The organism is Burkholderia sp. HI2500, from assembly GCF_002223055.1.
Taxonomy (GTDB): domain Bacteria; phylum Pseudomonadota; class Gammaproteobacteria; order Burkholderiales; family Burkholderiaceae; genus Burkholderia.
Window position 1 is genome coordinate 1187623 of the sequence record NZ_NKFL01000004.1, and the last position, 24227, is coordinate 1211849.

Annotated in this window: 18 protein-coding genes; 10 read left to right on the forward strand and 8 right to left on the reverse strand. The window is 63.8% G+C overall.

Translation table 11 applies throughout. The features are described from left to right. The first annotated feature begins 88 nt into the window (after positions 1-88). Positions 89-1449, forward strand: a protein-coding gene (locus CFB45_RS08190) for an IS3-like element ISBam1 family transposase (RefSeq protein ID WP_089425896.1) whose coding sequence is annotated in 2 segments (ribosomal slippage) — positions 89-548 and positions 548-1449 — 1362 coding nt in all. Because the reading frame shifts where the segments join, the coding sequence is not laid out codon by codon here. A gap of 74 nt (positions 1450-1523) precedes the next feature. Here the strand turns inward: CFB45_RS08190 and CFB45_RS08195 are convergent. The 4 genes from CFB45_RS08195 to CFB45_RS08210 form a co-directional block, all read right to left on the reverse strand. Then, positions 1524-3083, reverse strand: coding sequence for a DHA2 family efflux MFS transporter permease subunit (locus CFB45_RS08195; protein ID WP_089425214.1), 1560 nt, complete (start codon positions 3081-3083; stop codon positions 1524-1526). A gap of 28 nt (positions 3084-3111) precedes the next feature. Then, positions 3112-4326, reverse strand: coding sequence for an HlyD family secretion protein (locus CFB45_RS08200; protein WP_089425215.1), 1215 nt, complete (start codon positions 4324-4326; stop codon positions 3112-3114). A 52-nt stretch (positions 4327-4378) separates the two neighbouring features. Continuing rightward, positions 4379-5875 (reverse strand): efflux transporter outer membrane subunit, encoded by a 1497-nt coding sequence (locus tag CFB45_RS08205; RefSeq protein WP_089425216.1) that lies wholly within the window; start codon positions 5873-5875, stop codon positions 4379-4381. Positions 5876-5962: 87 nt separating this feature from the next. After that, positions 5963-6454: a MarR family winged helix-turn-helix transcriptional regulator gene (locus CFB45_RS08210; RefSeq protein WP_089425217.1), complete on the reverse strand. Its 492-nt coding sequence runs from the start codon at positions 6452-6454 to the stop codon at positions 5963-5965. Between the two features lie 328 nt (positions 6455-6782). On the opposite strand from CFB45_RS08210, the gene typA reads away from it, so the two are divergent. From typA to CFB45_RS08240, 6 genes are all read left to right on the forward strand, one after another. Beyond that, positions 6783-8609 (forward strand): translational GTPase TypA, encoded by a 1827-nt coding sequence (gene typA / locus CFB45_RS08215; protein WP_039358989.1) that lies wholly within the window; start codon positions 6783-6785, stop codon positions 8607-8609. A gap of 318 nt (positions 8610-8927) precedes the next feature. Further along, positions 8928-11792, forward strand: coding sequence for a 2-oxoglutarate dehydrogenase E1 component (locus CFB45_RS08220; RefSeq protein WP_046545499.1), 2865 nt, complete (start codon positions 8928-8930; stop codon positions 11790-11792). Positions 11793-11927: 135 nt separating this feature from the next. Continuing rightward, the gene (gene odhB, locus CFB45_RS08225) at positions 11928-13208 is read left to right on the forward strand and encodes a 2-oxoglutarate dehydrogenase complex dihydrolipoyllysine-residue succinyltransferase (protein WP_089425218.1); all 1281 of its coding nucleotides are present in this window, start codon (positions 11928-11930) and stop codon (positions 13206-13208) included. Between the two features lie 83 nt (positions 13209-13291). Further along, the gene (gene lpdA / locus CFB45_RS08230; protein WP_089425219.1) at positions 13292-14722 is read left to right on the forward strand and encodes a dihydrolipoyl dehydrogenase; all 1431 of its coding nucleotides are present in this window, start codon (positions 13292-13294) and stop codon (positions 14720-14722) included. A gap of 98 nt (positions 14723-14820) precedes the next feature. Further along, on the forward strand, positions 14821-15918 hold the full coding sequence (gene zapE, locus CFB45_RS08235) for a cell division protein ZapE (protein WP_089425220.1): 1098 nt from the start codon (positions 14821-14823) through the stop codon (positions 15916-15918). A 114-nt stretch (positions 15919-16032) separates the two neighbouring features. Next, on the forward strand, positions 16033-16473 hold the full coding sequence (locus CFB45_RS08240) for a transposase (protein WP_143329825.1): 441 nt from the start codon (positions 16033-16035) through the stop codon (positions 16471-16473). Positions 16474-16576: 103 nt separating this feature from the next. Here the strand turns inward: CFB45_RS08240 and CFB45_RS08245 are convergent, their stop codons facing one another. From CFB45_RS08245 to CFB45_RS08260, 4 genes are all read right to left on the reverse strand, one after another. Beyond that, positions 16577-17038, reverse strand: a complete 462-nt coding sequence (locus CFB45_RS08245; protein ID WP_046545504.1) for a DUF2147 domain-containing protein — start codon at positions 17036-17038, stop codon at positions 16577-16579. Between the two features lie 166 nt (positions 17039-17204). Continuing rightward, positions 17205-18890 carry a ShlB/FhaC/HecB family hemolysin secretion/activation protein gene (locus CFB45_RS08250; protein ID WP_089425222.1) on the reverse strand — a complete coding sequence of 562 codons (1686 nt, stop codon included), beginning with the start codon at positions 18888-18890 and terminating at the stop codon, positions 17205-17207. A 144-nt stretch (positions 18891-19034) separates the two neighbouring features. Further along, the gene (locus tag CFB45_RS08255; RefSeq protein WP_089425223.1) at positions 19035-20459 is read right to left on the reverse strand and encodes a collagen-like triple helix repeat-containing protein; all 1425 of its coding nucleotides are present in this window, start codon (positions 20457-20459) and stop codon (positions 19035-19037) included. A gap of 40 nt (positions 20460-20499) precedes the next feature. Continuing rightward, positions 20500-22254, reverse strand: a complete 1755-nt coding sequence (locus CFB45_RS08260) for a collagen-like triple helix repeat-containing protein (protein ID WP_089425224.1) — start codon at positions 22252-22254, stop codon at positions 20500-20502. Positions 22255-22931: 677 nt separating this feature from the next. On the opposite strand from CFB45_RS08260, the gene CFB45_RS08270 reads away from it, so the two are divergent. The 3 genes from CFB45_RS08270 (at position 22932) to CFB45_RS08280 (ending at position 24199) form a co-directional block, all read left to right on the forward strand. Further along, positions 22932-23138: a Flp family type IVb pilin gene (locus CFB45_RS08270; protein ID WP_089425226.1), complete on the forward strand. Its 207-nt coding sequence runs from the start codon at positions 22932-22934 to the stop codon at positions 23136-23138. A 117-nt stretch (positions 23139-23255) separates the two neighbouring features. After that, entirely contained in the window at positions 23256-23756 is a 501-nt protein-coding gene (locus tag CFB45_RS08275) for an A24 family peptidase (RefSeq protein ID WP_089425227.1), read from the forward strand. After that, positions 23753-24199 carry a TadE/TadG family type IV pilus assembly protein gene (locus CFB45_RS08280; RefSeq protein WP_089425228.1) on the forward strand — a complete coding sequence of 149 codons (447 nt, stop codon included), beginning with the start codon at positions 23753-23755 and terminating at the stop codon, positions 24197-24199. The genes CFB45_RS08275 and CFB45_RS08280 overlap by 4 nt, the downstream gene beginning before the upstream one ends. Positions 24200-24227 lie beyond the last annotated feature (28 nt).

A 24227-nucleotide genomic window follows, 5' to 3' on the forward strand; every position in this document is an offset into this window, starting at 1 on the left:
GCGCTCCCGTTGGAATAAAAAAGCCCGACCGGCGCGATGAACTGCACCCCAAAAGTTGGACATCGATCCAACCTTTGGGGTGTTTTTCATGAGCAAGTACACGGAGCAGTTCAAGGTATGCATTGCAGAGGAGTACGAGTCCGGCCACGCTGGGTTCCGTGAGATGTCCAAGCGCCACGGCGTCGATGAGGCGACGATCCGCAAGTGGGTGGCGGCCCATCGCATACATGGTCCGGCGGGCTTGAAGAAGAAGTGCGAGCGCTACAGCGCAGAGTTCAAGTTGCTTGTACTGCAGCAAATGCGTAGCGAAGGGTTGTCAGCGCGTGAGACGGCTGCACGCTTCAACATTAGGAACCGTACGGCCATCGGCCAGTGGAAACGCCAGTATGATGAAGGCGGTATAGACGCACTGTCGCCGCGCCAGCGGGGGCGCCCCAGGAAGATGCCCAAGCCACCGCTCACGCCACCGCCGCTACCCGAGGACGATACGCGCTCCCGACAGGAACTACTCGACGAGTTGAACTTCCTGCGCATGGAGAACGCGTACTTAAAAAAGCTCGAAGCCTTGGCTCAAGCGCAGCAGCGATCAGCGCAACGCAAAAAGCGCAAATCGTGCTCGAGCTAAGGCAGCAATATCCGCTTGCGGGCTTGTTGAAGGTTGCCGGCTTGGCGCGCAGCACGTTCTACTATCATCAGAAATTGCTCGGAGCAGCCGACAAGTATGCCGATACAAGGGCAAGAATCTGCTCGCTGTTCGAACGGCACAAGGGCCGCTACGGCTATCGACGCATCACGCTCGCTCTACGTAATCTGGGACAGGTGATTAACCACAAGACTGTGGCGCGTCTGATGGGTGAGTTGCGGCTGAAGTCTTGTGTGCGCCCGAAGAAATACCGCTCCTACAAAGGTAGCGTCGGACGTGTTGCACCTCATGTTTTACAGCGTCGGTTCTACGCAAAGCGTCCGAACGAGAAGTGGGTAACGGATGTCACGGAATTCAACGTGGGCGGCCAGAAGCTGTACCTGTCACCAGTGCTCGATCTGTACAACGGCGAGATCATTGCTTATGAAACCGCGAGGCGCCCGGCGTTCGAGATGGTCAGCGCAATGCTTCGCAAGGCATTGGCGCGCTTGAAGTCACACGAGCGGCCTCTCTTGCATTCGGATCAGGGCTGGCAGTACCAGATGCCTGCGTATCGCCGCCTACTGCAGCAACGAGCGCTCACGCAAAGCATGTCGCGTAAAGGGAATTGCCTGGACAACGCCGCCATGGAGAGCTTCTTCGGCACGCTGAAATCCGAGTTCTTCCATCTGAATCGGTTCCGCAACCTGGACGAACTGCAAACCGGCTTGGCAAGCTACATCCACTACTACAATCACGACCGCATCAAACTGAAACTAAAAGGGCTGAGTCCCGTGCAATACAGAACTCAGCCCTCTCAGCCCTAGCCGTCATAACCCGTCCAACTTTACGGGGTCAGTTCATTGAAGCGGGGCTTTTTGTTGGCGTCCAGGCTGCGTGTTCAGTGTGCGGCCGATGCCGCGGCACCTGCATCGCCACCACCCGAGCGCTCGGGCTTCGTGATCCAGATCAGCCCGATCAGCAGCACGAAGATCGCCGCGGAGATGTAGAACAGGTCGTTCACGCCGAGCTGCGCGGCCTGCTGCGTGGCCATGTTGTTGATCAGCCCGTGCGCCTGGTCCTGCGTCAGCCCGAGGTTGCCCATCTGCGTGACGGCCTGGTTGAACGTCGGGTTGTAGACGTTCGTCTGCTCGACCAGTTGCGCGTGATGGAAGTTGTTGCGATGGTCCCAGGCCGTCTGGAAGATCGACGTGCCGATGCCGCCGCACATGATCCGCACGAAGTTCGACAGGCCCGATGCCGCGGGAATGCGGTGGCCGGGCAGGCCGGACAGCGTGATCGACACCAGCGGGATGAAGAAGCCGGCCATCGCGATGCCCTGCACGAGCGTCGGCAGCGTCAGCGACCATTCGTCGACGCCCGTCGTGTAGCGCGAGCGCATCCAGAAGCACAGCGCAAACGTCAGGAACGACGCCGTCGAGATGAAGCGCGGATCGGTGCGCGGCAGATACTTCCCGGTGAGCGGAGACAGCAGGATCGCAAACAGCCCGACCGGCGCCATCACGAGACCGGCGTCGGTCGCGGTGTAGCCGATCTGCGTCTGCAGCCACAGCGGCAACAGTACGAGGTTGCCGAAGTACAGACCGTACCCGATCGACAGCGCAACCGTGCCGCCGGTGAAGTTCCGCATGCGGAACAGCGACAGGTCGACGACCGGATGCTCGGCAGTCAATTCCCAGATGACGAAGAACGCGAACGCAATGACGGCGGTCAGCGCGAGCACGATGATGGTCGTCGACGCGAACCAGTCGAGATCCTTGCCCTTGTCGAGCATGATCTGCAGCGAGCCGACCCAGACGACCAGCAGCGCGAGGCCTACGCCATCGATCGGCGCGCGGCGCACGGCCGACTCCCGGTTGCGATAGATCATCCACGTCGCGGCGGCGGCGGCGATGCCGACCGGGATGTTGACGTAGAAGATCCACGGCCACGAGTAGTTGTCCGAGATCCAGCCGCCGAGGATCGGGCCGGCGACGGGCGCGATCAGCGTCGTCATCGCCCATAGCGCGAGCGCCATCGGTGCCTTGGCGCGTGGATAGCTCGACAGCAGGAGCGCTTGCGACAGCGGAATCATCGGGCCTGCCACCGCGCCTTGCAGCACGCGCGACCCCAGCAGGAACGGCAGGTTGGGCGAGAGACCGCACATCCACGACGAAATCACGAACAGGATGATCGACGCGAGGAACAGGCGCACCTGCCCGAAGCGGTCGGTCAGCCAGCCGGTCAGCGGCACCGAGATCGCGTTCGCGACCGCGAACGACGTGATGACCCACGTGCCCTGGTCGGACGACACGCCGAGGTCGCCCGAGATGGTCGGGATCGCGACGTTCGCGATGGACGTGTCGAGCACGTTCATGAACACCGCGAGCGATACCGCGATCGTCCCGATCACGAGTTGCCCGCCCTGCAAGGGCGGGTGAGAGACAGGAGCCTGTGCCATGTCGGTTGATTTTCCGGAGTCGGAACGGTTACATCATCTTCGCGACGGCATTCGACTTCGACGCGGCCGGCGCCGATGCGTTGCCGCCTGCGTTCTCGGCGATGACGCGGGCGATTTCGGCATCGGCTTCGTCGCCGTACTTCGCGAACACGTTGGTCTCGTAGACGGTGTTCGGCGCGTTCACGAGCTGGTCGCCGCGTTCGTCCTTGATGTCCACGTCGACCTGCATCGACAGGCCGATGCGCAGCGGGTGCTTGTCGAGATCCTTCGGATCGAGTTCGATCCGCACCGGCAGGCGCTGCACGACCTTGATCCAGTTACCCGTCGCGTTCTGCGCCGGCAGCAGCGAGAACGCCGAGCCCGTACCGGCAGAGAAGCCGACCACCTTGCCGTGGTAGACCGCCGACGAGCCGTAGATGTCGGCCGTCAGTTCGACCGGCTGGCCGATGCGCATGTGCTTGAGCTGGACTTCCTTGAAGTTCGCGTCGACCCACACGGCATTGAGCGGCACCACCGACATCAGCGGGTTGCCGGGCGACACGCGCTGGCCGACCTGCACCGAGCGCTTCGCGACGTAACCAGTGACCGGCGCGGGCAGCACGTTACGCGCGTTCGCGAGGTACGCGTCGCGCACCTTCGCGGCGGCGGCCATCACGTTCGGGTGCGATGCGATCGTGGTGTTCGCGGTCAATGCGCGATTCGATGCGAGCTGCTGCTGCGCGGCGTCGACCGACGCCTGCGCGGCCTTCACCGCGTCGCGAGCATGCGAGATTTCTTCCTGCGACACGGCGCCCGTCTGCGCGACGGCGAGGCGGCGACGCAGGTCGTCCTGCGCCTTCGACAGGTCGGACTGGCGCAGCGCGACTTGCGCGCGGTACTGGTCGTCGTTGACGAACAGGCCGCGCACCTGGCGCACCGTTTGCGCGAGATTGGCTTCGGCCTGCTGCAGCGCGACTTGCGAGTCGGCCGGGTCGAGCACGACGAGCGGATCGCCGGCCTTGACGGTCTGCGTATCGTCGGCCTTCACCGCGATCACGGTACCGGTGACTTGCGGCGTGATCTGCACGACGTTGCCGTTCACGTACGCGTCGTCGGTCCCTTCATGGAAGCGGGCGACGAGGAAGTAATACAGGCCGTACGCGATGGCCGCGATCACGATGACCGCGACGAGCAGCGTCATCATTCGCTTGCGCTTGCCATTGTTCTGCGGCTGCGCGCTGGCGGCGTTTTGTTGGTCGCTCATGGCGATTTTCTCCGTCCGTTATTTCGAGTGTCTGCGTAGTGGTGGCGCCGGATCAGTTGGCGGCCTGTTTTGTCGGCTTGTCGGCATCGGGTGCGGCGAGCGGCGTGCCGGTCGCGTCGAACCCGCCGCCCAGCGCCTTGATCAGCGCGAGCTGCATGTCGCGGCGGCGCATCTTCAGGTTGGTCACCGTCTGCTCCGATGCGAGGCGGTTGCTGTCCGCGGTCAGCACCTGCAGCTGCGGCGACAGGCCGGCCTTGTAGCGGATGACCGCGAGGTCATAGGCGCGCGTCGATGCGTCGAGTGCGCGTTGCGCATCGCCCATCTGTCGATCGACCGCGCGGATCGATGCGACCTGCGTCGCGACGTCGTTCAGCGCACTGATCAGCGTCTGGTTGTAGTTCGCCACCGACAGGTCGAAGTCCGCGTAGCGGCCCTTGAGCTGCGCGCGCAGCGCGCCGGCGTCGAAAATCGGCAGGTGGATCGCCGGGCCGAACTGCGCCTGACGGCTCGCGAAGTTCAGGAATTTGCCCCAGCCGAATGCATCGAAGCCGAAGCCGGCCGCGAGGTTCACGTCGGGATAGAACTCGGCCTTCGCTTCCTTCACGTCGTGCATCGCGGCTTCGACCTGCCAGCGCGCGGCGACGATGTCGGGGCGGCGCGACACGAGATCGGCCGGCAGGTTGCCGGGCAGCGCGACTTCGCCGCTCGGGTTCACCACGGGCGCGGCGATCTGCAGCCCCCGATCCGGGCCCTTGCCGAGCAGCGCGGCGAGCTGGTAGCGCACCGTCGTGATCTGGCCGTCGAGATCGGACAGCGAAGCCTGGGTCGTTGCGATATTGCCGCGCGCCGTCTGGCGTTCGACGTTGGTGTCGAGACCGGCCGACACGCGGCCGTCGGTGATCTTGCCGACCGTCTCGCGGTTGGTGATCTCGCGCTGCGCGATATCACGCAGCGCATAGAGTTGCGCGAGCGAGTTGTACGTGCGTGCGACCGACGACGCGAGCGTGATGCGTGCCTGCTGCATGTCGGCTTCGGCCGCCTTTTCCTGCGATACCGCGGTGTGCAGGCGTTCGCGATTCTTGCCCCACAGGTCGAGCTCCCACGATGCGCTCGCGAGCGCGTTGTTCTCGCTGTACCACTGGCCGCCGTACGGGGGCGGGAACAGCGCGTTCGACGAATACAGCTCGCGCGTCCACGAATAGCTGGCTTCCGCCTTCGGCATCAGGTTCGAGCGCGACGATTCGATGTATGACGACGCCTTTGCGATGCGCGCCTGCGCCTGCGCGATCGACGGATTGCCCTGCAGGGCTTCGTCGATCAGCTTCGGCAGCTGCGGATCGCCGAACTGGCTGGCCCAGTCGAGCGCCGGCCACTGGCCGCCCTGGGCCGGCAGGCTCTGGGCGGATTCGAATTGCGACGCGGGGGCGATCTGCTTGTCGCTCTTGATGCCGATGTAGTTCGCGCAGCCCGCCAGCGCCAGTGCGGCGACCGCGGCGGCGACGGCGGCGCGGCACGACCCGGCGCGCACGGACAACGGGGAGGATTTCATCGCGCTGATCCCTGACTCGGAATGAATGATGGACACTGCAAGGATTTCCTTACATTAATCTGTCAAAAGTAATTGTTATGGCAACTATTACGTGATGCTGCCGCCGGCGGTCTCGCAGTAGTTGCTGAGAATGCGGCGCAGCATGCTCTTCAGGAACCCGACTTCTTCCGGCGTAAACCCGTCCAGCACCTGGTCGAGCACGCTGCGGAAAATCGGCGGCAGCCGTTCGGCGAGCGCACGGCCTTCGTCGGTCAGCTCGAGGCGCACGACACGCCGATCCTCGATGCTGCGCACGCGGGAGAGCAGGCCGCGTTTCTCGACCCGGTCGAGCAGGCGCGTGACCGCGCTCGCGTCGATCCCGTACTCGCGCGCGAGTTCGGCGGCCGTCGAGCATTTGCCGACCGCGATCATGAACAGCATGCTCGCCTGCGTGCCCGTGATGCCGAGCTCTTCCTGCGTGCGTTGCGTGACGAGGTTGGTCATCACCGACTTCACGCGCGACATCAGATAACCGACGCTGTCGTTCATCTGATATGAAGACAGCTGCGAGACGGGTGGTTGGGTAGAAGAATCCGGCATAAAACCCTGAAGCTGCAATAGTTGACTAGGCAGCAGTATAGGCACAGTTGCTTGCCGCGGCAAATGTTAATCGAACGGCAAAGGGCGCGCTTTGTGTCCCATAAATCCACTACTCCAATAAGGTTTTTGGGCTTGCCGATGATGCGGGCTTCGGCCGACCGGCGGGTTCGAGGGGAGGGCGTGCCGGCCGTCTGGTGTCGCGTCGCAACGTGCCTGTCAGCTCGCGACATCCGCACGTGCTATAATTTGTGGCTTTCCAAGCTGCAATGCGCGCGCCCGTGAAAAACGAGCGGGCGCTTTTGCGCGTTCAAACGATTTCCAGGTTTCTATGACCCGCGCCCTTCGCAATATCGCCATCATCGCCCACGTCGACCACGGCAAGACCACGCTCGTCGACCAACTGCTTCGCCAGTCCGGCACCTTCCGCGAGAACCAGCAGATTGCCGAACGGGTGATGGACTCGAACGACATCGAAAAAGAGCGCGGGATCACGATTCTCGCGAAGAACTGCGCGGTCGAGTACGAAGGCACGCACATCAACATCGTCGACACGCCGGGGCACGCGGACTTCGGTGGCGAGGTGGAGCGCGTGCTGTCGATGGTCGACTCGGTGCTGCTGCTCGTCGACGCGGTCGAGGGCCCGATGCCGCAGACCCGCTTCGTCACGAAGAAGGCACTCGCGCTCGGCCTGAAGCCGATCGTCATCGTCAACAAGATCGACCGTCCGGGTGCGCGGATCGACTGGGTCATCAACCAGACCTTCGACCTGTTCGACAAGCTGGGTGCAACCGAAGAGCAGCTCGACTTCCCGATCGTCTACGCATCGGGCCTGAACGGCTATGCGTCGCTCGACCCGGCCGCGCGCGAAGGCGACATGCGCCCGCTGTTCGAGGCAGTCCTCGAGCACGTGCCGGTTCGCCCGGCGGATCCGGACGCGCCGCTGCAGCTGCAGATCACGTCGCTCGACTATTCGACGTACGTCGGCCGGATCGGCGTCGGCCGCATCACGCGCGGTCGCATCAAGCCGGGCCAGCCGGTCGCGATGCGCTTCGGCCCGGAAGGCGACGTGCTGAACCGCAAGATCAACCAGGTGCTGTCGTTCACGGGTCTCGAGCGCGTGCAGGTCGAATCGGCCGAAGCGGGCGACATCGTGCTGATCAACGGTATTGAAGACGTCGGCATCGGCGCAACGATCTGCGCGGTGGATACGCCGGAAGCGCTGCCGATGATCACCGTCGACGAGCCGACGCTGACGATGAACTTCCTCGTCAACTCGTCGCCGCTCGCCGGCCGCGAAGGCAAGTTCGTCACGAGCCGCCAGATCCGCGACCGCCTGATGAAGGAACTGAACCACAACGTCGCGCTGCGCGTGAAGGACACCGGCGACGAAACGGTGTTCGAAGTGTCGGGCCGTGGCGAGCTGCACCTGACGATTCTCGTCGAGAACATGCGTCGTGAAGGCTACGAGCTGGCCGTGTCGCGTCCGCGCGTCGTGATGCAGGAAATCGACGGTGTGCGTCACGAGCCGTACGAACTGCTGACCGTCGACGTCGAGGACGAACATCAGGGTGGCGTGATGGAAGAGCTCGGCCGCCGCAAGGGCGAGATGCTCGACATGGCGTCGGACGGCCGCGGCCGCACGCGTCTGGAGTACAAGATCTCGGCACGTGGCCTGATCGGCTTCCAGAGCGAATTCCTGACGCTCACGCGCGGCACGGGCCTGATGAGCCACATCTTCGACTCGTACGCACCGGTCAAGGACGGCTCGGTATTCGAGCGCCGCAACGGCGTGCTGATCTCGCAGGACGACGGCGCTGCCGTGGCCTATGCACTGTGGAAGCTGCAGGATCGCGGCCGCATGTTCGTGAAGCCGGGTGACGCGCTCTATGAGGGCATGATCATCGGTATCCACAGCCGCGACAACGACCTCGTCGTGAACCCGATCAAGGGCAAGCAGCTGACCAACGTGCGCGCGTCGGGTACCGACGAAGCCGTGCGCCTGGTGCCGCCGGTCCAGATGTCGCTGGAATACGCGGTCGAATTCATCGACGACGACGAACTCGTCGAAGTGACGCCGCAATCGATCCGCCTGCGCAAGCGCTTCCTGAAGGAGCACGAGCGTCGCCGCGCGAGCCGCGAAGGCGCGGTCGACTAAGCGTTCCGGCCGTTTGCTGCATCACGGAAAAGGCTGCCTGCGGGCAGCCTTTTTTGCATCTGCGCGATGCGCAATCGGGCTGTCTGCAAAACACTGTTCCCGCGGGTCGTGGCAATCCGGCAAAACCCCGTCGCGCGGTGCTTTCGGGCACATTTCGCCGTGAACTCCGGTATCGGTTCTGTGATATGCTGCGCGCACGCAAGTTTTAGGTCCTTCCAAGCAAGACTTGATTCGCAATCCGCTAAACGGTCAGGCCGTGTCGCGGAAGGTTGAGTAACCCGCTATTTCTCGAGAAGCTCGAAGAAAGGTGAGCGTAAAATGTCAGATGTAATGAAGCAGTTTCAGCTGAACTCCTATCTGTTCGGCGGCAATGCTTCGTACGTTGAAGAACTGTACGATGCATACCTCAACAATCCGGCATCGGTGCCGGAGAACTGGCGAGAGTATTTCGACGCGCTGCAGAATGTGCCTGCAACGGACGGTTCGAATGCCAATGACGTCGCCCATTTTCCGATCGTCGAATCGTTCGCCGAGCGCGCGAAGGCCAATGCCTTCATCCCGCGCGAAAGCACGACCAACCTGGCTGCGGCACGCAAGCAGGTGCACGTCCAGTCCCTCATCAGCGCGTATCGCTTCCTTGGCTCGCAATGGGCCAATCTGGATCCCCTGAAGCGTCGCGAACGTCCCGCCATTCCCGAGCTCGAACCCGCGTTCTACGATTTCTCCGAAGGCGACCTCGACCAGACGTACAGCGCAAGCAACCTGTACTTCGGTTTCGACCAGGCTTCGCTGCGTGACATCGTCAAGGGTCTGCGCGACACGTACTGCGGCACGATCGGCGCCGAGTACATGTACATCAGCGACCCGGAACAGAAGCGCTGGTGGCAGGAGCGCCTGGAGTCGACCCGCGCGACGCCGAACTTCTCGGCAGACGAGAAGAAGCACATCCTGAATCGCCTGACGGCCGCTGAAGGCCTCGAGCGTTACCTGCATACCAAGTACGTCGGCCAGAAGCGCTTCTCGCTCGAAGGCGGCGAAAGCTTCATCGCGGCGATGGACGAAGTCGTCCAGCACGCGGGCAAGCGCGGCGTGCAGGAAATCATCATCGGCATGGCCCACCGTGGCCGTCTGAACGTGCTGGTCAACACGCTGGGCAAGATGCCGGCCGACCTGTTCGCCGAATTCGAAGGCAAGCACGTCGACGACCTGCCGGCCGGTGACGTGAAGTACCACAAGGGCTTCTCGTCGGACGTGTCGACGGAAGGCGGCCCGGTCCACCTGTCGCTCGCGTTCAACCCGTCGCACCTCGAAATCGTGAACCCGGTGGTCGAAGGATCCGCTAAGGCGCGGATGGACCGTCGCGGCGACGAAGACGGCCTGCAAGTGCTGCCGGTGCAGATCCACGGTGACGCGGCCTTCGCTGGCCAGGGCGTCGTGATGGAAACGCTGAACCTCGCGCAGACGCGCGGCTACGGCACGCACGGCACGCTGCACATCGTCATCAACAACCAGATCGGCTTCACGACGTCCGACCCGCGCGATGCGCGCTCGACGCTGTACTGTACCGACGTCGTCAAGATGATCGAAGCGCCGGTGCTGCACGTGAACGGCGACGATCCGGAAGCGGTCGTGCTCGCGATCCAGATCGCGATCGACTACCGGATGCAGTTCCACAAGGATGTCGTGATCGACATCGTCTGCTTCCGCAAGCTGGGCCACAACGAGCAGGACACGCCGGCGGTCACGCAGCCGCTGATGTACAAGAAGATCGCGCAGCACCCGGGCACCCGTGCGCTGTACGCCGAGAAGCTCGTGCAGCAAGGCGTGATCACCGCGGAAGACGCCGACAACTTCGTGAAGGCGTACCGCAAGGCGATGGACGACGGTCACCACACGGTCGACCCGGTCCTGTCGAACTACAAGAGCAAGTACGCGGTCGACTGGGTTCCGTTCCTGAACCGCAAGTGGACGGATGCAGCCGACACGGCCGTGCCGCTCGCGGAACTGAAGCGCCTCGGCGAACGCATCACGACGGTCCCGGAAAACTTCAAGGTCCACCCGCTCGTCGAGCGCGTGATCAACGACCGTCGCAACATGGCGCGTGGCGACCAGCCGCTCGACTGGGGCATGGGCGAACACCTCGCGTTCGCGTCGCTCGTCGCATCGGGTTACTCGGTGCGCCTGACCGGCCAGGACTCGGGTCGCGGCACGTTCACGCACCGTCACGCGGTGCTGCACGACCAGAACCGCGAGCGCTGGAACGACGGCACGTACGTGCCGCTGCAGAACATCGCCGAAGGCCAGGCGAAGTTCACGGTGATCGACTCGGTGCTGTCGGAAGAAGCGGTGCTGGGCTTCGAATACGGTTACTCGACCGCCGAGCCGAACACGCTCGTGCTGTGGGAAGCGCAGTTCGGCGACTTCGTCAACGGCGCACAGGTCGTGATCGACCAGTTCATCTCGTCGGGCGAAGTGAAGTGGGGCCGCGTGTCGGGTCTGACGATGCTGCTGCCGCACGGCTACGAAGGCCAGGGTCCGGAGCACTCGTCGACGCGTATCGAGCGTTTCCTGCAACTGTGCGCGGATCACAACATGCAGGTCGTTCAGCCGACGACGCCGGCGCAGATTTTCCACCTGCTGCGTCGCCAGATGATCCGCCTGTTCCGCAAGCCGCTGATCGTCGCGACGCCGAAGTCGCTGCTGCGTCACAAGGAAGCGGTGTCGGACCTGTCGGAACTCGCGAAGGGTTCGTTCCAGCCGGTGCTGGGCGAAACCGACGGCGGCATCGACGCGAAGAAGGTCAAGCGCGTGCTGGCATGCTCGGGCCGCGTGTATTACGACCTCGTCGCGCATCGCCGCGAAGCGAAGGCGAACGACGTCGCGATCATCCGTATCGAGCAGCTGTATCCGTTCGCGCACAAGCAGTTCGAAGCCGAAATGAAGAAGTACGAGAACGCGACTGAAGTGGTCTGGGTGCAGGACGAGCCGCAGAACCAGGGCCCCTGGTTCTACGTCGAGCACCATCTGAAGGAAGGCATGAAGGAAGGGCAGAAGCTGGCATACAGCGGCCGTCCGGCTTCGGCCTCGCCGGCGGTTGGCTACTACGCGAAGCACTACGAGCAGCAGAAGGCCCTGATCGAAGGTGCTTTCGGCCGCCTGAAGAGCGCATCGATCGCGAAATAACCGACGGAAGCGAAACGGGAAGGCGCCATGCGCTTTCCCGTCTCTTTTGGCCCGCCGGGCGCGTTGCGCGCCGCACCGGCCGAAGGAATCGCACGAACCTCGTCATTACCCAGATTAAGCATCCAGGAAAATCACATGGCTATCGTAGAAGTCAAAGTCCCCCAGCTTTCGGAGTCGGTTTCGGAAGCCACCATGCTGCAGTGGAAGAAGAAGCCGGGCGAAGCAGTTGCTCAAGACGAAATCCTGATCGAACTCGAGACCGACAAGGTCGTGCTCGAAGTGCCGGCACCGGCCGCGGGCGTGCTCGCGCAAGTGCTGCAGAACGACGGTGACACCGTTGTTGCCGATCAGCTGATCGCAACGATCGACACCGAAGCGAAGGCAGGTGCAGCCGAAGCCGCGGCAGGCGCCGCCGAAGTCAAGCCGGCAGCAGCGCCTGTTGCAGCCGAACCGGCAGCACAGCCGGTCGCTGCAGCCGCAGCCGCATCGTCGACCACCGCATCGCCGGCCGCATCGAAGCTGCTGGCCGAGAAGGGTCTGTCGGCGGGCGACGTCGCAGGTTCGGGCCGCGACGGCCGCGTCACGAAGGGCGACGCGCTGGCCGCAGGCAGCGCACCGAAGGCCGCGCCGGCTGCCGCACCGGCGAAGACCGCCGCTGCGAAGCCGTCGCTGCCGGAAGTGAAGGTGCCGGCATCGGCCGCGACCTGGCTGAACGACCGTCCGGAACAGCGCGTGCCGATGTCGCGCCTGCGTGCGCGTATCGCCGAGCGTCTGCTCGAGTCTCAGCAGACCAACGCGATCTTGACGACGTTCAACGAAGTGAACATGGCTCCGGTCATGGAGCTGCGCAACAAGTACAAGGACAAGTTCGAGAAGGAACATGGCGTGAAGCTCGGCTTCATGTCGTTCTTCGTGAAGGCGGCCGTCCACGCGCTGAAGAAGTTCCCGCTCGTGAACGCGTCGATCGACGGTAATGACATCGTCTACCACGGCTACTTCGACATCGGTATCGCTGTCGGCTCGCCGCGCGGCCTCGTCGTGCCGATCCTGCGCAACGCGGATCAACTGAGCCTCGCCGAGATCGAGAAGAAGATCGCCGAGTTCGGCCAGAAGGCGAAGGACGGCAAGCTGTCGATCGAGGAAATGACGGGCGGTACGTTCTCGATCTCGAACGGCGGCGTGTTCGGCTCGATGCTGTCGACCCCGATCATCAACCCGCCGCAGTCGGCAATCCTCGGCGTGCACGCGACGAAGGAGCGTCCGGTCGTCGAAAACGGCCAGATCGTGATCCGTCCGATCAACTACCTCGCGCTGTCGTACGACCACCGCATCATCGACGGCCGCGAAGCCGTGCTGTCGCTCGTCGCGATGAAGGATGCGCTGGAAGATCCGGCACGCCTGCTGCTCGACCTGTAAGCCGAGTTTCACCGCATTGACCCGCACCGCACGGGCGCGCGACACGCGCGGCCCGTGCGGCTGCACAAGAAGAAAGGATTGTCATGTCCAAGGAATTTGACGTCGTCGTGATCGGCGCCGGCCCCGGCGGCTACATCGCCGCGATCCGCGCCGCGCAGCTCGGCAAGACGGTTGCCTGTATCGAGAAGTGGAAGAACCCGGCCGGCGCGCTGAAGCTCGGCGGTACGTGCCTGAACGTCGGCTGCATCCCGTCGAAGGCGCTGCTCGCATCGTCGGAAGAGTTCGAGAACACGTCGCACCACCTGGCCGACCACGGCATCACGGTTGACGGCGTGAAGATCGACGTCGCGAAGATGCTCGGCCGCAAGGACGCGATCGTCGAGAAGATGACGAGCGGGATCGAGTTCCTGTTCAAGAAGAACAAGATCACCTGGCTGAAGGGCCATGGCAAGTTCACCGGCAAGACCGACGCCGGCGTGCAGATCGAAGTGAGCGGCGAAGGTGAAACCGAAGTCGTCACCGCAAAGAACGTGATCATCGCGACGGGCTCGAAGGCGCGTCACCTGCCGGGCATTCCGGTCGACAACAAGATCGTGTCGGACAACGAAGGTGCGCTGACGTTCGACTCGGTGCCGAAGAAGCTCGCCGTGATCGGCGCAGGCGTGATCGGCCTCGAGCTCGGCTCGGTGTGGCGCCGCCTCGGTGCCGAAGTGACGGTGCTCGAAGCGCTGCCGGCCTTCCTCGGCGCAGCTGACGAAGCGCTCGCGAAGGAAGCGGCCAAGCTGTTCAAGAAGCAGGGCCTCGACATCAACCTCGGCGTGAAGATCGGCGAAGTGAAGACGACCGCGAACGGCGTGTCGATCGCTTACACGGACAAGGACGGCAACGCGCAGACGCTCGACGCCGACCGCCTGATCGTGTCGGTCGGCCGCGTGCCGAACACCGACAACCTCGGCCTCGAGGCAATCGGCCTGAAGGCGAACGAGCGCGGCTTCATCGACGTGGACGACCACTGCCGCACGGCGGTGCCGAACGTGTACGCGATCGGCGACGTGGTGCGTGGCCCGATGCTCGCGCACAAGGCGGAAGACGAAGGCGTGCTGGTCGCGGAAGTGATCGACGGCCAGAAGCCGCACATCGACTACAACTGCATTCCGTGGGTGATCTACACGTACCCGGAAATCGCATGGGTCGGCAAGACGGAGCAGCAGCTGAAGGCGGAAGGCCGCGAGATCAAGTCGGGCAAGTTCCCGTTCTCGATCAACGGCCGCGCGCTCGGCATGAACGCGCCGGACGGCTTCGTGAAGATGATCGCGGACGCGAAGACCGACGAACTGCTCGGCGTGCACGTGATCGCGGCGAACGCGTCGGACCTGATCGCGGAGGCCGTGGTGGCGATGGAATTCAAGGCGGCGTCGGAAGACATCGCCCGCATCTGCCATCCGCACCCGTCGATGTCGGAAGTGATGCGCGAAGCGGCGCTCGCCGTCGACAAGCGCTCGCTGAACAGCTGAGCGCGGTATAGCGCCGGCCGGCCATCGGCCGGCGCAGCCGTCTCATGACGAAGGCGGGCGGGGATTCCCGCCCGCCTTCGTTTTTTCCGGTTTGCCCGATGAACGTCACCGAATACTACACGCGCGAACTGACCACGCGCGGCTATCAGTCCGATCCCGCACAGCGCGCGGCCGTCGATCGCCTGCAGCAATGTTTCGACGAGTGGGTCGAGTACAAGGCGCGCCGCTCGAACGCATTCAAGAAGCTCATCAACCATCCCGACCTCCCGCGCGGCGTCTACATGTGGGGCGGCGTCGGTCGCGGCAAGAGCTTCCTGATGGACAGCTTCTACGCGGTCGTGCCCGTGCAGCGCAAGACGCGCCTGCATTTCCACGAATTCATGCGCGAAGTGCACCGCGAGCTCGAGGAGCTGAAAGGGCAGGCCGATCCGCTCGACGAACTCGCACGGCGCATCGCGAAGCGCTACCGGTTGATCTGCTTCGACGAGTTCCACGTGTCGGACATTGCCGATGCGATGATCCTGTACCGTCTGCTCGACCGCCTGTTCAACAACGGCGTGCAGTTCGTGATGACGTCCAACTACGATCCCGACGACCTGTATCCGGACGGCCTGCATCGCGACCGCATGCTGCCGGCGATCGCGCTGATCAAGTCCAGGCTCGACGTGCTCAACGTCGACGCGGGCGTCGATTATCGCCAGCGCACGCTAGCGCAGGTGAAGATGTATCACACGCCGCTCGGCGCGGATGCCGATCGCGAATTGCGGCATGCGTTCCAGAAGCTCGCTGCCGTTCCCGACGAAAGCCCGCTCCTGCATATCGAGAAGCGCGAACTGAAGGCGCTGCGCAAGGCGGACGGCGTCGTATGGTTCGACTTCGCGACGCTGTGCGGTGGCCCCCGCTCGCAGAACGACTATCTCGAGCTGGCGAGCCGCTTCCACGCGATCGTGCTGTCCGAAGTGCCGCAGATGTCGCCGCGGATGGCGTCCGAGGCACGGCGCTTCACGTGGCTCATCGACGTGCTGTACGACCACAAGGTCAAGCTGCTGATGTCCGCGGCGGTGCCGGCGGAGCAGTTGTACATCGAAGGCCCGATGGCCAACGAGTTTGCGCGTACGGTCTCGCGAATCGTCGAGATGCAGTCGAAGGAATACATCGAAACGCCGCGCCGCATCGTCGATACGTCGCTGACCTGAGTGCGATTTCCGGCAATTGACGGGATTCAAACGTCAATTCCGGTCAAATTAAGGCAATCTCAGGGTAATTTCGGATTTGTCTTATATTCATTGTTGAGGTGAGCCGATATCGTTGTGTCATGGTTACTAAGGCTGGAGATATCCATGACACCGTATCGCGATCTGACCGATCAAGAGTGGCGCTGCGTTGCGTCGCTTCTGCCCGAAATGCAGCCGCGCACCGAGTTGCGCGGCCGCCCGTTGGCCAATACGCGTGCCGTCCTGAACGGCGTGCTCTGGGTGATCTACAGCGGCGCAACGTGGTCGGCCATGCCGCGTCGTTACCCTTCGTACCAAACTTGCCATCGTCGCTTCAAGGTCTGGCACGAGACGGGCACGTTGATGAGTGTCATGCGTGAACTCTATGGCGACGCAGGCGTGAATCTGTGCAACGAGTTGTCCACGCGGATGCGCAAGCACACGCAATCGAAGGCTGCGGAAGCACGCAGCAATGCGGCGCCCGCGTATCGCGCACCTGGCAGCTATGCGTCGGACGCGCTGAAGCATGCAGCGTGATGTTCATCAGCTCCCGCCGCGCATGCACCAAAACAAAATCGGCCTGACGACTTCGTCGCAGGCCGATTTTTTCATTGAGCTGCGCATTTAAGCGCGAACCGCATTACTGCTGGCGAACCCAGGTCTGCGAACGACCGAGCAACGACACGCCGATGTAACCGCGCACGACGAGTTTCTGGCCGCCGTCTTCAAGCGTCATCTTGCACTTGTAGACCTTGCCGTTCTCTGGGTCGAGAATGTTGCCGCCGTCCCAGTGGTCGCCTTCCTTCTTCATGGCCTTGATGATCGTCATGCCCTTGATGAGCTGATCCTTGCGTTCGTCCGTGCAGGCGGTGCAGCGGCGATCGGGCGTATCGTTCGCGCCGAGGCCCTTCACGACCTTGCCGGTCAGCGCACCGTCACCGTCCTCGGCGATCTGCACGAGTGCCTTCGGCTGATGCGTGTTGTCGTCGATCGTCTGCCACATGCCGATGGGGCTGTCTGCCTGTGCGAACGTGGGAGCGGCGCAAGCGAGCAATACGCCGGCGACGGCGATGGCACGAAACGGGCGGGTCAGTTGAATCATTGTCGTCCTCCTTGTTTTGCATGTCGTGTTCGATTTGCTCGCACGACCGTCTGCATGGGGCGGGCATGTTGCGAGCTTCGCCAGAATACGTGAAACCGCGTGCCACGTTTGATAGAGGGGACTCTAATCGAAACAGCCCGCGTGGCGCGGGCTGTTGGGTGACCGATCAGTTGAGCTGATATGAGAATGCGGCGTTGATGCGCGGGCTGCGTGACGCGCTTTCGACGGGGGCGTCACCCACCGGCTTCGCGACGTTCAGGTCGAGGCTGTAGAAGCGGCTGTCGGTGAAACGTACGCCGATACCGACCGACGACATGCGGTTCGGCGACGGTGTGCCTGCGTGCAGGTACACACGCGCCATGTCATAGGCGATGTACGGCGTAATGGATTTCATATACGTCCAGCCCGGCGTGAAGCCGCGGTTGACCTCCAGCGACATCCCCCATCCCGAGTCACCCGACGCTTCGCCCGGCTGATAGCCGAGCGCGTAACGCGTCGAGCCGAACGAGATCTGCTCGGACGTCGGCAGCGAGTCGGGGCTGTATTGCCCGGTCAGCGAAACCGACGTGCCGATCCGGAACGGCCACTCGTTGGTTTGCGTGAAGGTCGCGCCGGTACGGACGAAGGTCAGTGAGGTCGGGTCGGCGTACGTGATCGTCGAGCCGTTAACCAGGCCGGTCTGCGATTTCGATGCGCCGAGGATGTCGAACGCCTTTGCGACGTTGACGCTCAGTTTTCGCACCTGCTTCGGTTGTACGCTCGTGTAGTCGAGCTGCAATTGCAGCACGCGTACCTGCGACCTGTTGTCGAGGGTATTGCCGTTGATTTTGTTCTGATAGTTGTCGTCGTTATGCGCTGCATAGCCCGACACCGTGCCGAGCAGGCTGCGCTGGTTGTTGAGAAGTATTGGATAGGATGCCGAAAGGCCTAGCTTCTCGTTCTTTACGGTTCGCTGGACGCTCGACGGCAGCCCCGGATTGTCAGTCGGCTTGCCGCGATAGGTACTCGCGTCGAGGCGCGTGATCAGGCCGCTGCTGCCCACGGGTACCGCGCCGCTGAATGCGAAATAAGTTTGCTTGTCGCGCCCCGGCGGCGCCAGCGCGGAAATGCTCAGTTGCTCGCCGAACGACGTAAGGCCGTTTTCGGTCGCGGTGATGAGTCCCTGGACGCCCGGGTGGTTGAAGTCGATACCGGTGCTGACGTTGAACGGCTTGCGGTCGACCGCGAGTTCGAGCGTCGTGGCACCGTCGGTGGTTTGCGGCGGCGGTACGTTCGCCTTGACCGTGAGGCCGGGCAACAGGCCGAAGGTGTTCACGTAGCGTTCGAACGTCGCGCGGCGCAGCGGGCGATCGGCAGTGATATGCGCGGCGATTGCACGAATCTTCGATTCCATCGCACCGGGCTTGCCGGTGACCTTGACGTCCGACACGTAGCCTTCGACAACCGTGATGCGCACGACGCCGTTCTCGAACGTCTGCGCCGGGACGAACGCGAACGACAGCGCGAAGCCGCGATCCTGGTACAGCTTCGTCACGCCGTTGGCGGTTTCGATCAGTTCGCCGATCGTGATGTCCTTGCCGACGAGCGGGGTGAAGCGACGCGAGATCTCGTCGAACGGAACGGACTTCACGCCTTCGACCTGAAATGTGGTCGGCGTCAGGTGGCGCGACAGCAACTCCTGCAATTGCGGCGCTTGCGGTGCGACCTGCACGGTCACGTTCGGGCCGGTTTTCGGCGCGTTGATCTGGGGCAGGGAGTCGAGCGGGTTACCGCCGACGCGCGTTTGTGCATGTGCCGTGCCTGCTGCCGCGATGGCGAGCAGCATCATCCATCTGTCGAGTCTGGATTTCATTGTTCTTCCTCGTTGGCCTTGCTCTTCGTCTTCTTTGTAATGCCGGCGCGCGACACCAGGGTGCCGCGCGCCGCGTGCCGCAATGCCGGTTGTGTTTGTACGGCCGCGCCATCCGCTCCGGCTGCGAAGGTGCGACCGTCCTCCTTACTTGCCAACGCTACCCAGCGTACCCAGCAACCCCGTTACCGGTGCCAGCAGCCCCGTCGAGCCGCCGCCCGCCGTTGCCGTACCCGTGACGCCGCCAACCAGCGACGTGACCGGTGCGAGCGGGCTCGATCCCCCGGATCCTGCTGCGCCGCCCACTGCTCCGGTGACAGTATTCAGCAAACCGGTGACAGGCGCGAGAGGGTTTGCACTGCCTGCGCCACCCGTTGCGCCACCGAGCGTGCCCGTGACCGTCGACACGAGATTCGTGACGGGGGCGAGCGGGCCGCCGCTGCCGCCCGCCGCACCGCTCAGTGCGCCGGTGACGGTGGAGACGAGGCCGGTGACGGGGGCGAGCGGGCTGCTGCCCGAACCGCCGGTCGCGCCGCCGAGTGCGCCCGTGAGCGAGCCGAGCGGCGTCGAGCCGAGACCCGACAGCAGGCCGCCGAGCGGATTCGTCGAGCCGGAGCCTGACGACGTGCCGTTTTGTACGGTCGCCGTCGAGCCGCCAACGAGGCTCGTGATCAGGCCGGGGATCGGTGCCGCGCCGTTCGGGCCGTTCGGGTTGACGAGGCCACCCGCGTTGGTCACGGTGTTGCCGACCGCCGTGACGAGCTGACCGACGTCGCCGACGAGCGGCTGGCTCGACGTGCCGCCCACCTGCTTGCCGGCCGAGCTGATCGCGCCGCCGACCTGGCCGAGCAGGCCCGAGACGGGTTGGCCGAGGCCGGTCGTCGTGCCGACCTGTTGCGTGACCTGGCCGGCGGTGATCACGAGCGGCGTGATTGCCGAGCTGAGCGGTTGTGTGACCTGCTGCACGGCGCCCGACGACAGCGTCGAGCCGATCGTCGTGCCGGCAGCCGTCAAGCCGTTGGCCACCGTGTCGAGCACGGTGCCGACCGGCGTCGTGACGGGCGCGAGCGGTGCGAGCTGGCCGGTGCCGAGCGCCTTGACCGTCGAGCTCAGGCCGGACACCGTGTTGCTCGTCGCGCCGACCACGTTGCCGAGGCCCGCGACGGTCGTGCCGACCGGATCCTTGGTCGTGCCGATCTGTCCCAGCCCGTTGCTCACCGCATCGGCGGCTGCGCCGACGATCGTGCCGGTGCTGGAGAGCGTGCTGCCGACACCCTTCGTCACGCCGTCGCCGAGGCCCGGCACGCTGATGTTGCCGACCGTGCTGCCGAGGTCGGTGGCCGTCTGGCCGACCGTGCTGACCACGCCCTTGGTGCCGGTGGACGTACCGCTGGTGCCGCTCGTGCCTGGCGTACCGCTCGTGCTCGGATTGTTATTGTCGTTGCTGCTGGTCGGCGGCGAGCTGACGCCACCGCCGCCGCAGGCGGCCAGCAGGCAGGCGGCGGCGAAGGCCGTGAGGGGCGCGCGCCACTGGCGCAGGGCGACTGTCGTGAGAGAACGTTGCTGGGACATGATGGACTCCTCGCTGTCTTGTCGATTGATGGATGTTGGTTTACTTGCCGTGCGTGCCGCCGAGCAGGCCGCCGATCAGCGACGTGACGGGCGCGAGCGGATTCGACGACGAACCCGAGTTCGTGACGGCGCCCGTACCGCCGGTCAATGCCGGTGCGCCGACCGTGCTGGTCACCGTGGACACGACGTTCGTCACCGGAGCGAGCGGGCTGCTGCCGCCTGCACCGCCCGTCGCGCCGCCGAGTGCGCCCGTGACCGCGCCGAGGAGACCCGTGACCGGGGCGAGCGGGCCACCGCTCGTGCCGCCCGTGGCGCCGCCGAGTGCGCCCGTGACCGTCGAGACGAGGCCGGTGACCGGGGCGAGCGGGCCGCCGCTGCCGCCTGCTGCGCCGCCGAGTGCGCCCGTGACCGTGGAGACAAGGCCGGTGACCGGGGCGAGCGGGCCGCCGCTCGTGCCGCCTGCTGCGCCGCCGAGCGCACCCGTGACCGTCGAGACGAGGCCGGTAACCGGGGCGAGCGGGCCGCTGCCGCCGCCTGCTGCGCCGCCGAGCGCACCCGTGACCGTCGAGACGAGGCCGGTAACCGGGGCGAGCGGGCCGCTGCCGCCGCCTGCTGCGCCGCCAAGTGCACCCGTGACCGTCGAGACGAGGCCGGTAACCGGGGCGAGCGGGCTGCTGGCGCCACCCGTTGCGCCGCCGAGCGTACCCGTGACCGTCGTGAGGAGCCCCGTGAGCGGGGCGAGCGGGTTGGTCACGCCGCCGCTGCCGCCCGTGAGCAGGCCGCCGACGGCCTTCACGGTGTTGCCCGTCGACGAGACCGTGTTGCCAAGGCCGGTCGTGACAGGGTTGCCGCCGGCCGACGCGAGCAGGGCGCCGGCCTGGTTCAGGCCGTTGCCGACCGTGCCGAGCAGCGTGTTGACGGGCGCGCCGAGGCCGGTGGCGGTGCCGATCGTCTGGGTCGTCTGGCCGACCATCGTCGTGATCGGCGTGATGGCCGAGCTGACCGTCTGCGTGACTTGCTGGATCGGGCCGGTCGACAGTGCGTTGGTGAGGGTGGTGCCGCCGTTCGATACGGCGCCGCCGAGCGTCGACACGAGGCCGCCGACGGCGCCCGTGACCGGTGCGAGCGGCGTCAGCGGACCGCTGCCGAGGCTCGAGACCAGGTTGCCCGTCTGCGTGACCGCGCCGCCGAGCTGGTTGACCACGCCGCCCGTGCTGGCGAGCGTGGTGCCGAGCGGATCCTTCGTCGCGCCAAGCTGGCCGAGACCGTTGCCAAGGCCGTTGCCGAGTGCGGTCACGGCGCCGCCAACGCTCTGCACGATGCCGCCCGCGGCTTGCGTGGTGGCCGGGTTGACACCTGGCAGCGACTGGTTGGCGATGACGGAGCCGAGGCCCGAGACGGTCCCACCGGCGCTCGTGATGATGTTGCTGCTGCTTGCGAGGACAGTTCCCACTGCGTTCGACGACACCCCCGAGGTGCCGCTCGTGCCCGACGTACCGCTGGTTCCGGAGGTGCCGCTCGTGCCCGAGGTGCCGCTGGTGCCGGAGGTACCGCTCGTACCGGACGTACCGCTGGTGCCCGAGGTGCCGCTCGTGCCCGAGGTACCGCTCGTGCCCGAAGTGCCGCTCGTGCCGGAGGTGGAGATCGTATCGCCGCCGCCCGAGCTCGAGCCGCCGCCGAGACCCTGGCTGATGGAGCCGGAACCGCCGCACGCGGAGAGGGAAAGCATGGCTGAAACGGTGGCCGCGATCAGAGTCGTCCGGAACACGCCATGAGGGATAACCTTAATGTCCATTTCGTCCTCGCATTAAAAATGTGTTGTGAACTTCGTTGTGTTGAGTGGTGCGCGGACTACTCTGCAACTGTCGTGCCATTTTGATGCTCGACGGTTCGACAACAGGTTTTAAACGGGGCAATTCCTTGTCGGAAAAGGAGGTTATGGAAATTGAAAGATTGTTGAATCTGTTTAAGGACAGGCGAATGAGAACGGTTTCGCGCGTTTCGTAACGTAACGTCACAACATTGGCGTTACGCGTGCGGCGTAACGTGGAGGCCGCGCAGGCTTGGTGGACGAGGCAATTGTTTTACTGGTGGATTAGGTGTGCACATCTAACCTATCGTAAATCCTATGTGTAAGTCGTACCGAAACGCCGTACAAATACGTTGTGCTCCTGGTCATTTTTTTCTATCCAAGCCGTTAAAAGAGGTTGGAAGTTAAATAGGATCGGAGATAGAATCCGGAGCAGATGTAAGGAAATGTACGGTTCGGTACACAACGTTCGAGGAGGGTCACTATCGCGAATGTTAACTTGCATCAAATGTTGAGCCATGCCCCTCGGGGCAATCTATAAAGAAAGCGCACCCGGTTGTCGTTACAGCAGATGTGGCGAACAGCGCGGGGCAAGGGCCAGATATGCGGGGACGTATACGTATAAAAGGCCAAAGAACGTAAATACAGGCACGAGGAATAAAATGAAAGCAATCATCAAGCGCTTCCTTAAGGAAAGCAACGGGGTTACCGCGATCGAGTACGGGCTGATTGCGGGTCTTATCGCTGTCGCGATCCTGGCTGGTGCTTCAACGATCGGCACTAATCTTGGCAATATGTTCACGAACCTCGGGACATGTCTGACCACCCCGAGCGGCACGAACTGTACGGCTGCCAGTATCTTTAAGTAACCCACCTGGCGTTAATTGGTACGACCTCGAAACATTGAGTCGTCGTCTTGATGTTGTGGCGGGCGGATTGCCGTTGGCAGTCCGTCCTCCGCGACATTTGTCGCAGGTTGCGGTGCGATGGCACATTTCATTTTCAGCGGGGTGTTCCTGGTCTGGGCTGCGTTCGTCGCAACCAGCGACATCCGTTATCGGCGCGTTTCGAATTCGCTCGTTCTGGCGGGGTTGACCTTTGGCCTGGGCGGAGCGTATTTCAACGCCGGTCCATTCGGCATTCTCCCGGCGCAGGCGATGATCGGCCTGCTGGCCGGGTTGGTCGCCTTTATTCCGCTTTTTTTGCTGCGCGTCATGGGCGCGGCGGACGTCAAGATCTTTGCCGCGATCGGCGTGTGGTGCGGCGCACATGCGCTGCTGTGGATCTGGATTGCCGCCAGTCTTGTCGCCGGTATTCATGCTCTGGCCCTGATGTTGCTGTCGCGCACGTCGATCGGCGCGTTGTGGCAACGGGGCCAGCCGGCAATGGTGCTTGGCAAATACCGGGCAACGCCTTACGCGGCATGTCTCATGGCACCAGCTGCCGCATGGGTTGTCTTTCTTGTCGCAAGGGGGGGCGTGCGATGAAACGACAGATGCGTCCGCGTGGACGCCGTCGGCAGCGTGGCGCGACGGCGGTCGAGTTTGCGATCGTGTTCCCGTTGTTGTTCGTGATTTTCTACGGCGTCGTCAGTTTCGGGATGATCTTCACGATTCAGCAGAGCCTGACATTTGCCGCCAGCGAAGGCGCACGGGCCGGGTTGGTTTACGCCCCCACTCTTGCGGCGCGCATAACGAACGCCACAACGACTGCGCAGAGTGTCGTGGCCTGGCTGAATGTCGGTACGCCGCAAGTCGTGGCACCGCCGTGCAGTTACGACACGTCGGTTCCGCCGTCGTTGTACTGCCTGTCGGTTACGGTGAATTACACCCCCAAGGATTGGATAACGACCATGCCGTTTCTGGGAAGCATACTGAATCGACCGTTGACGAGTACGGCGGTCGTGCAGATTCCGCAGTCGATCCTTTGAAGTACGTATCGTGACGCGAAGGGCCAGC

Excerpts from the sequence above, each read along its gene's own strand:
- CFB45_RS08195 (WP_089425214.1), bottom strand. The coding sequence starts at position 3,083 with ATGGCACAGGCTCCTGTCTCTCACCCGCCCTTGCAGGGCGGGCAACTC.
- CFB45_RS08200 (WP_089425215.1), bottom strand. The coding sequence starts at position 4,326 with ATGAGCGACCAACAAAACGCCGCCAGCGCGCAGCCGCAGAACAATGGC.
- CFB45_RS08205 (WP_089425216.1), bottom strand. The coding sequence starts at position 5,875 with ATGAAATCCTCCCCGTTGTCCGTGCGCGCCGGGTCGTGCCGCGCCGCC.
- CFB45_RS08210 (WP_089425217.1), bottom strand. The coding sequence starts at position 6,454 with ATGCCGGATTCTTCTACCCAACCACCCGTCTCGCAGCTGTCTTCATAT.
- typA (WP_039358989.1), top strand. The coding sequence starts at position 6,783 with ATGACCCGCGCCCTTCGCAATATCGCCATCATCGCCCACGTCGACCAC.
- CFB45_RS08220 (WP_046545499.1), top strand. The coding sequence starts at position 8,928 with ATGTCAGATGTAATGAAGCAGTTTCAGCTGAACTCCTATCTGTTCGGC.
- odhB (WP_089425218.1), top strand. The coding sequence starts at position 11,928 with ATGGCTATCGTAGAAGTCAAAGTCCCCCAGCTTTCGGAGTCGGTTTCG.
- lpdA (WP_089425219.1), top strand. The coding sequence starts at position 13,292 with ATGTCCAAGGAATTTGACGTCGTCGTGATCGGCGCCGGCCCCGGCGGC.
- zapE (WP_089425220.1), top strand. The coding sequence starts at position 14,821 with ATGAACGTCACCGAATACTACACGCGCGAACTGACCACGCGCGGCTAT.
- CFB45_RS08245 (WP_046545504.1), bottom strand. The coding sequence starts at position 17,038 with ATGATTCAACTGACCCGCCCGTTTCGTGCCATCGCCGTCGCCGGCGTA.
- CFB45_RS08250 (WP_089425222.1), bottom strand. The coding sequence starts at position 18,890 with ATGAAATCCAGACTCGACAGATGGATGATGCTGCTCGCCATCGCGGCA.
- CFB45_RS08255 (WP_089425223.1), bottom strand. The coding sequence starts at position 20,459 with ATGTCCCAGCAACGTTCTCTCACGACAGTCGCCCTGCGCCAGTGGCGC.
- CFB45_RS08260 (WP_089425224.1), bottom strand. The coding sequence starts at position 22,254 with ATGGACATTAAGGTTATCCCTCATGGCGTGTTCCGGACGACTCTGATC.
- CFB45_RS08270 (WP_089425226.1), top strand. The coding sequence starts at position 22,932 with ATGAAAGCAATCATCAAGCGCTTCCTTAAGGAAAGCAACGGGGTTACC.
- CFB45_RS08275 (WP_089425227.1), top strand. The coding sequence starts at position 23,256 with ATGGCACATTTCATTTTCAGCGGGGTGTTCCTGGTCTGGGCTGCGTTC.
- CFB45_RS08280 (WP_089425228.1), top strand. The coding sequence starts at position 23,753 with ATGAAACGACAGATGCGTCCGCGTGGACGCCGTCGGCAGCGTGGCGCG.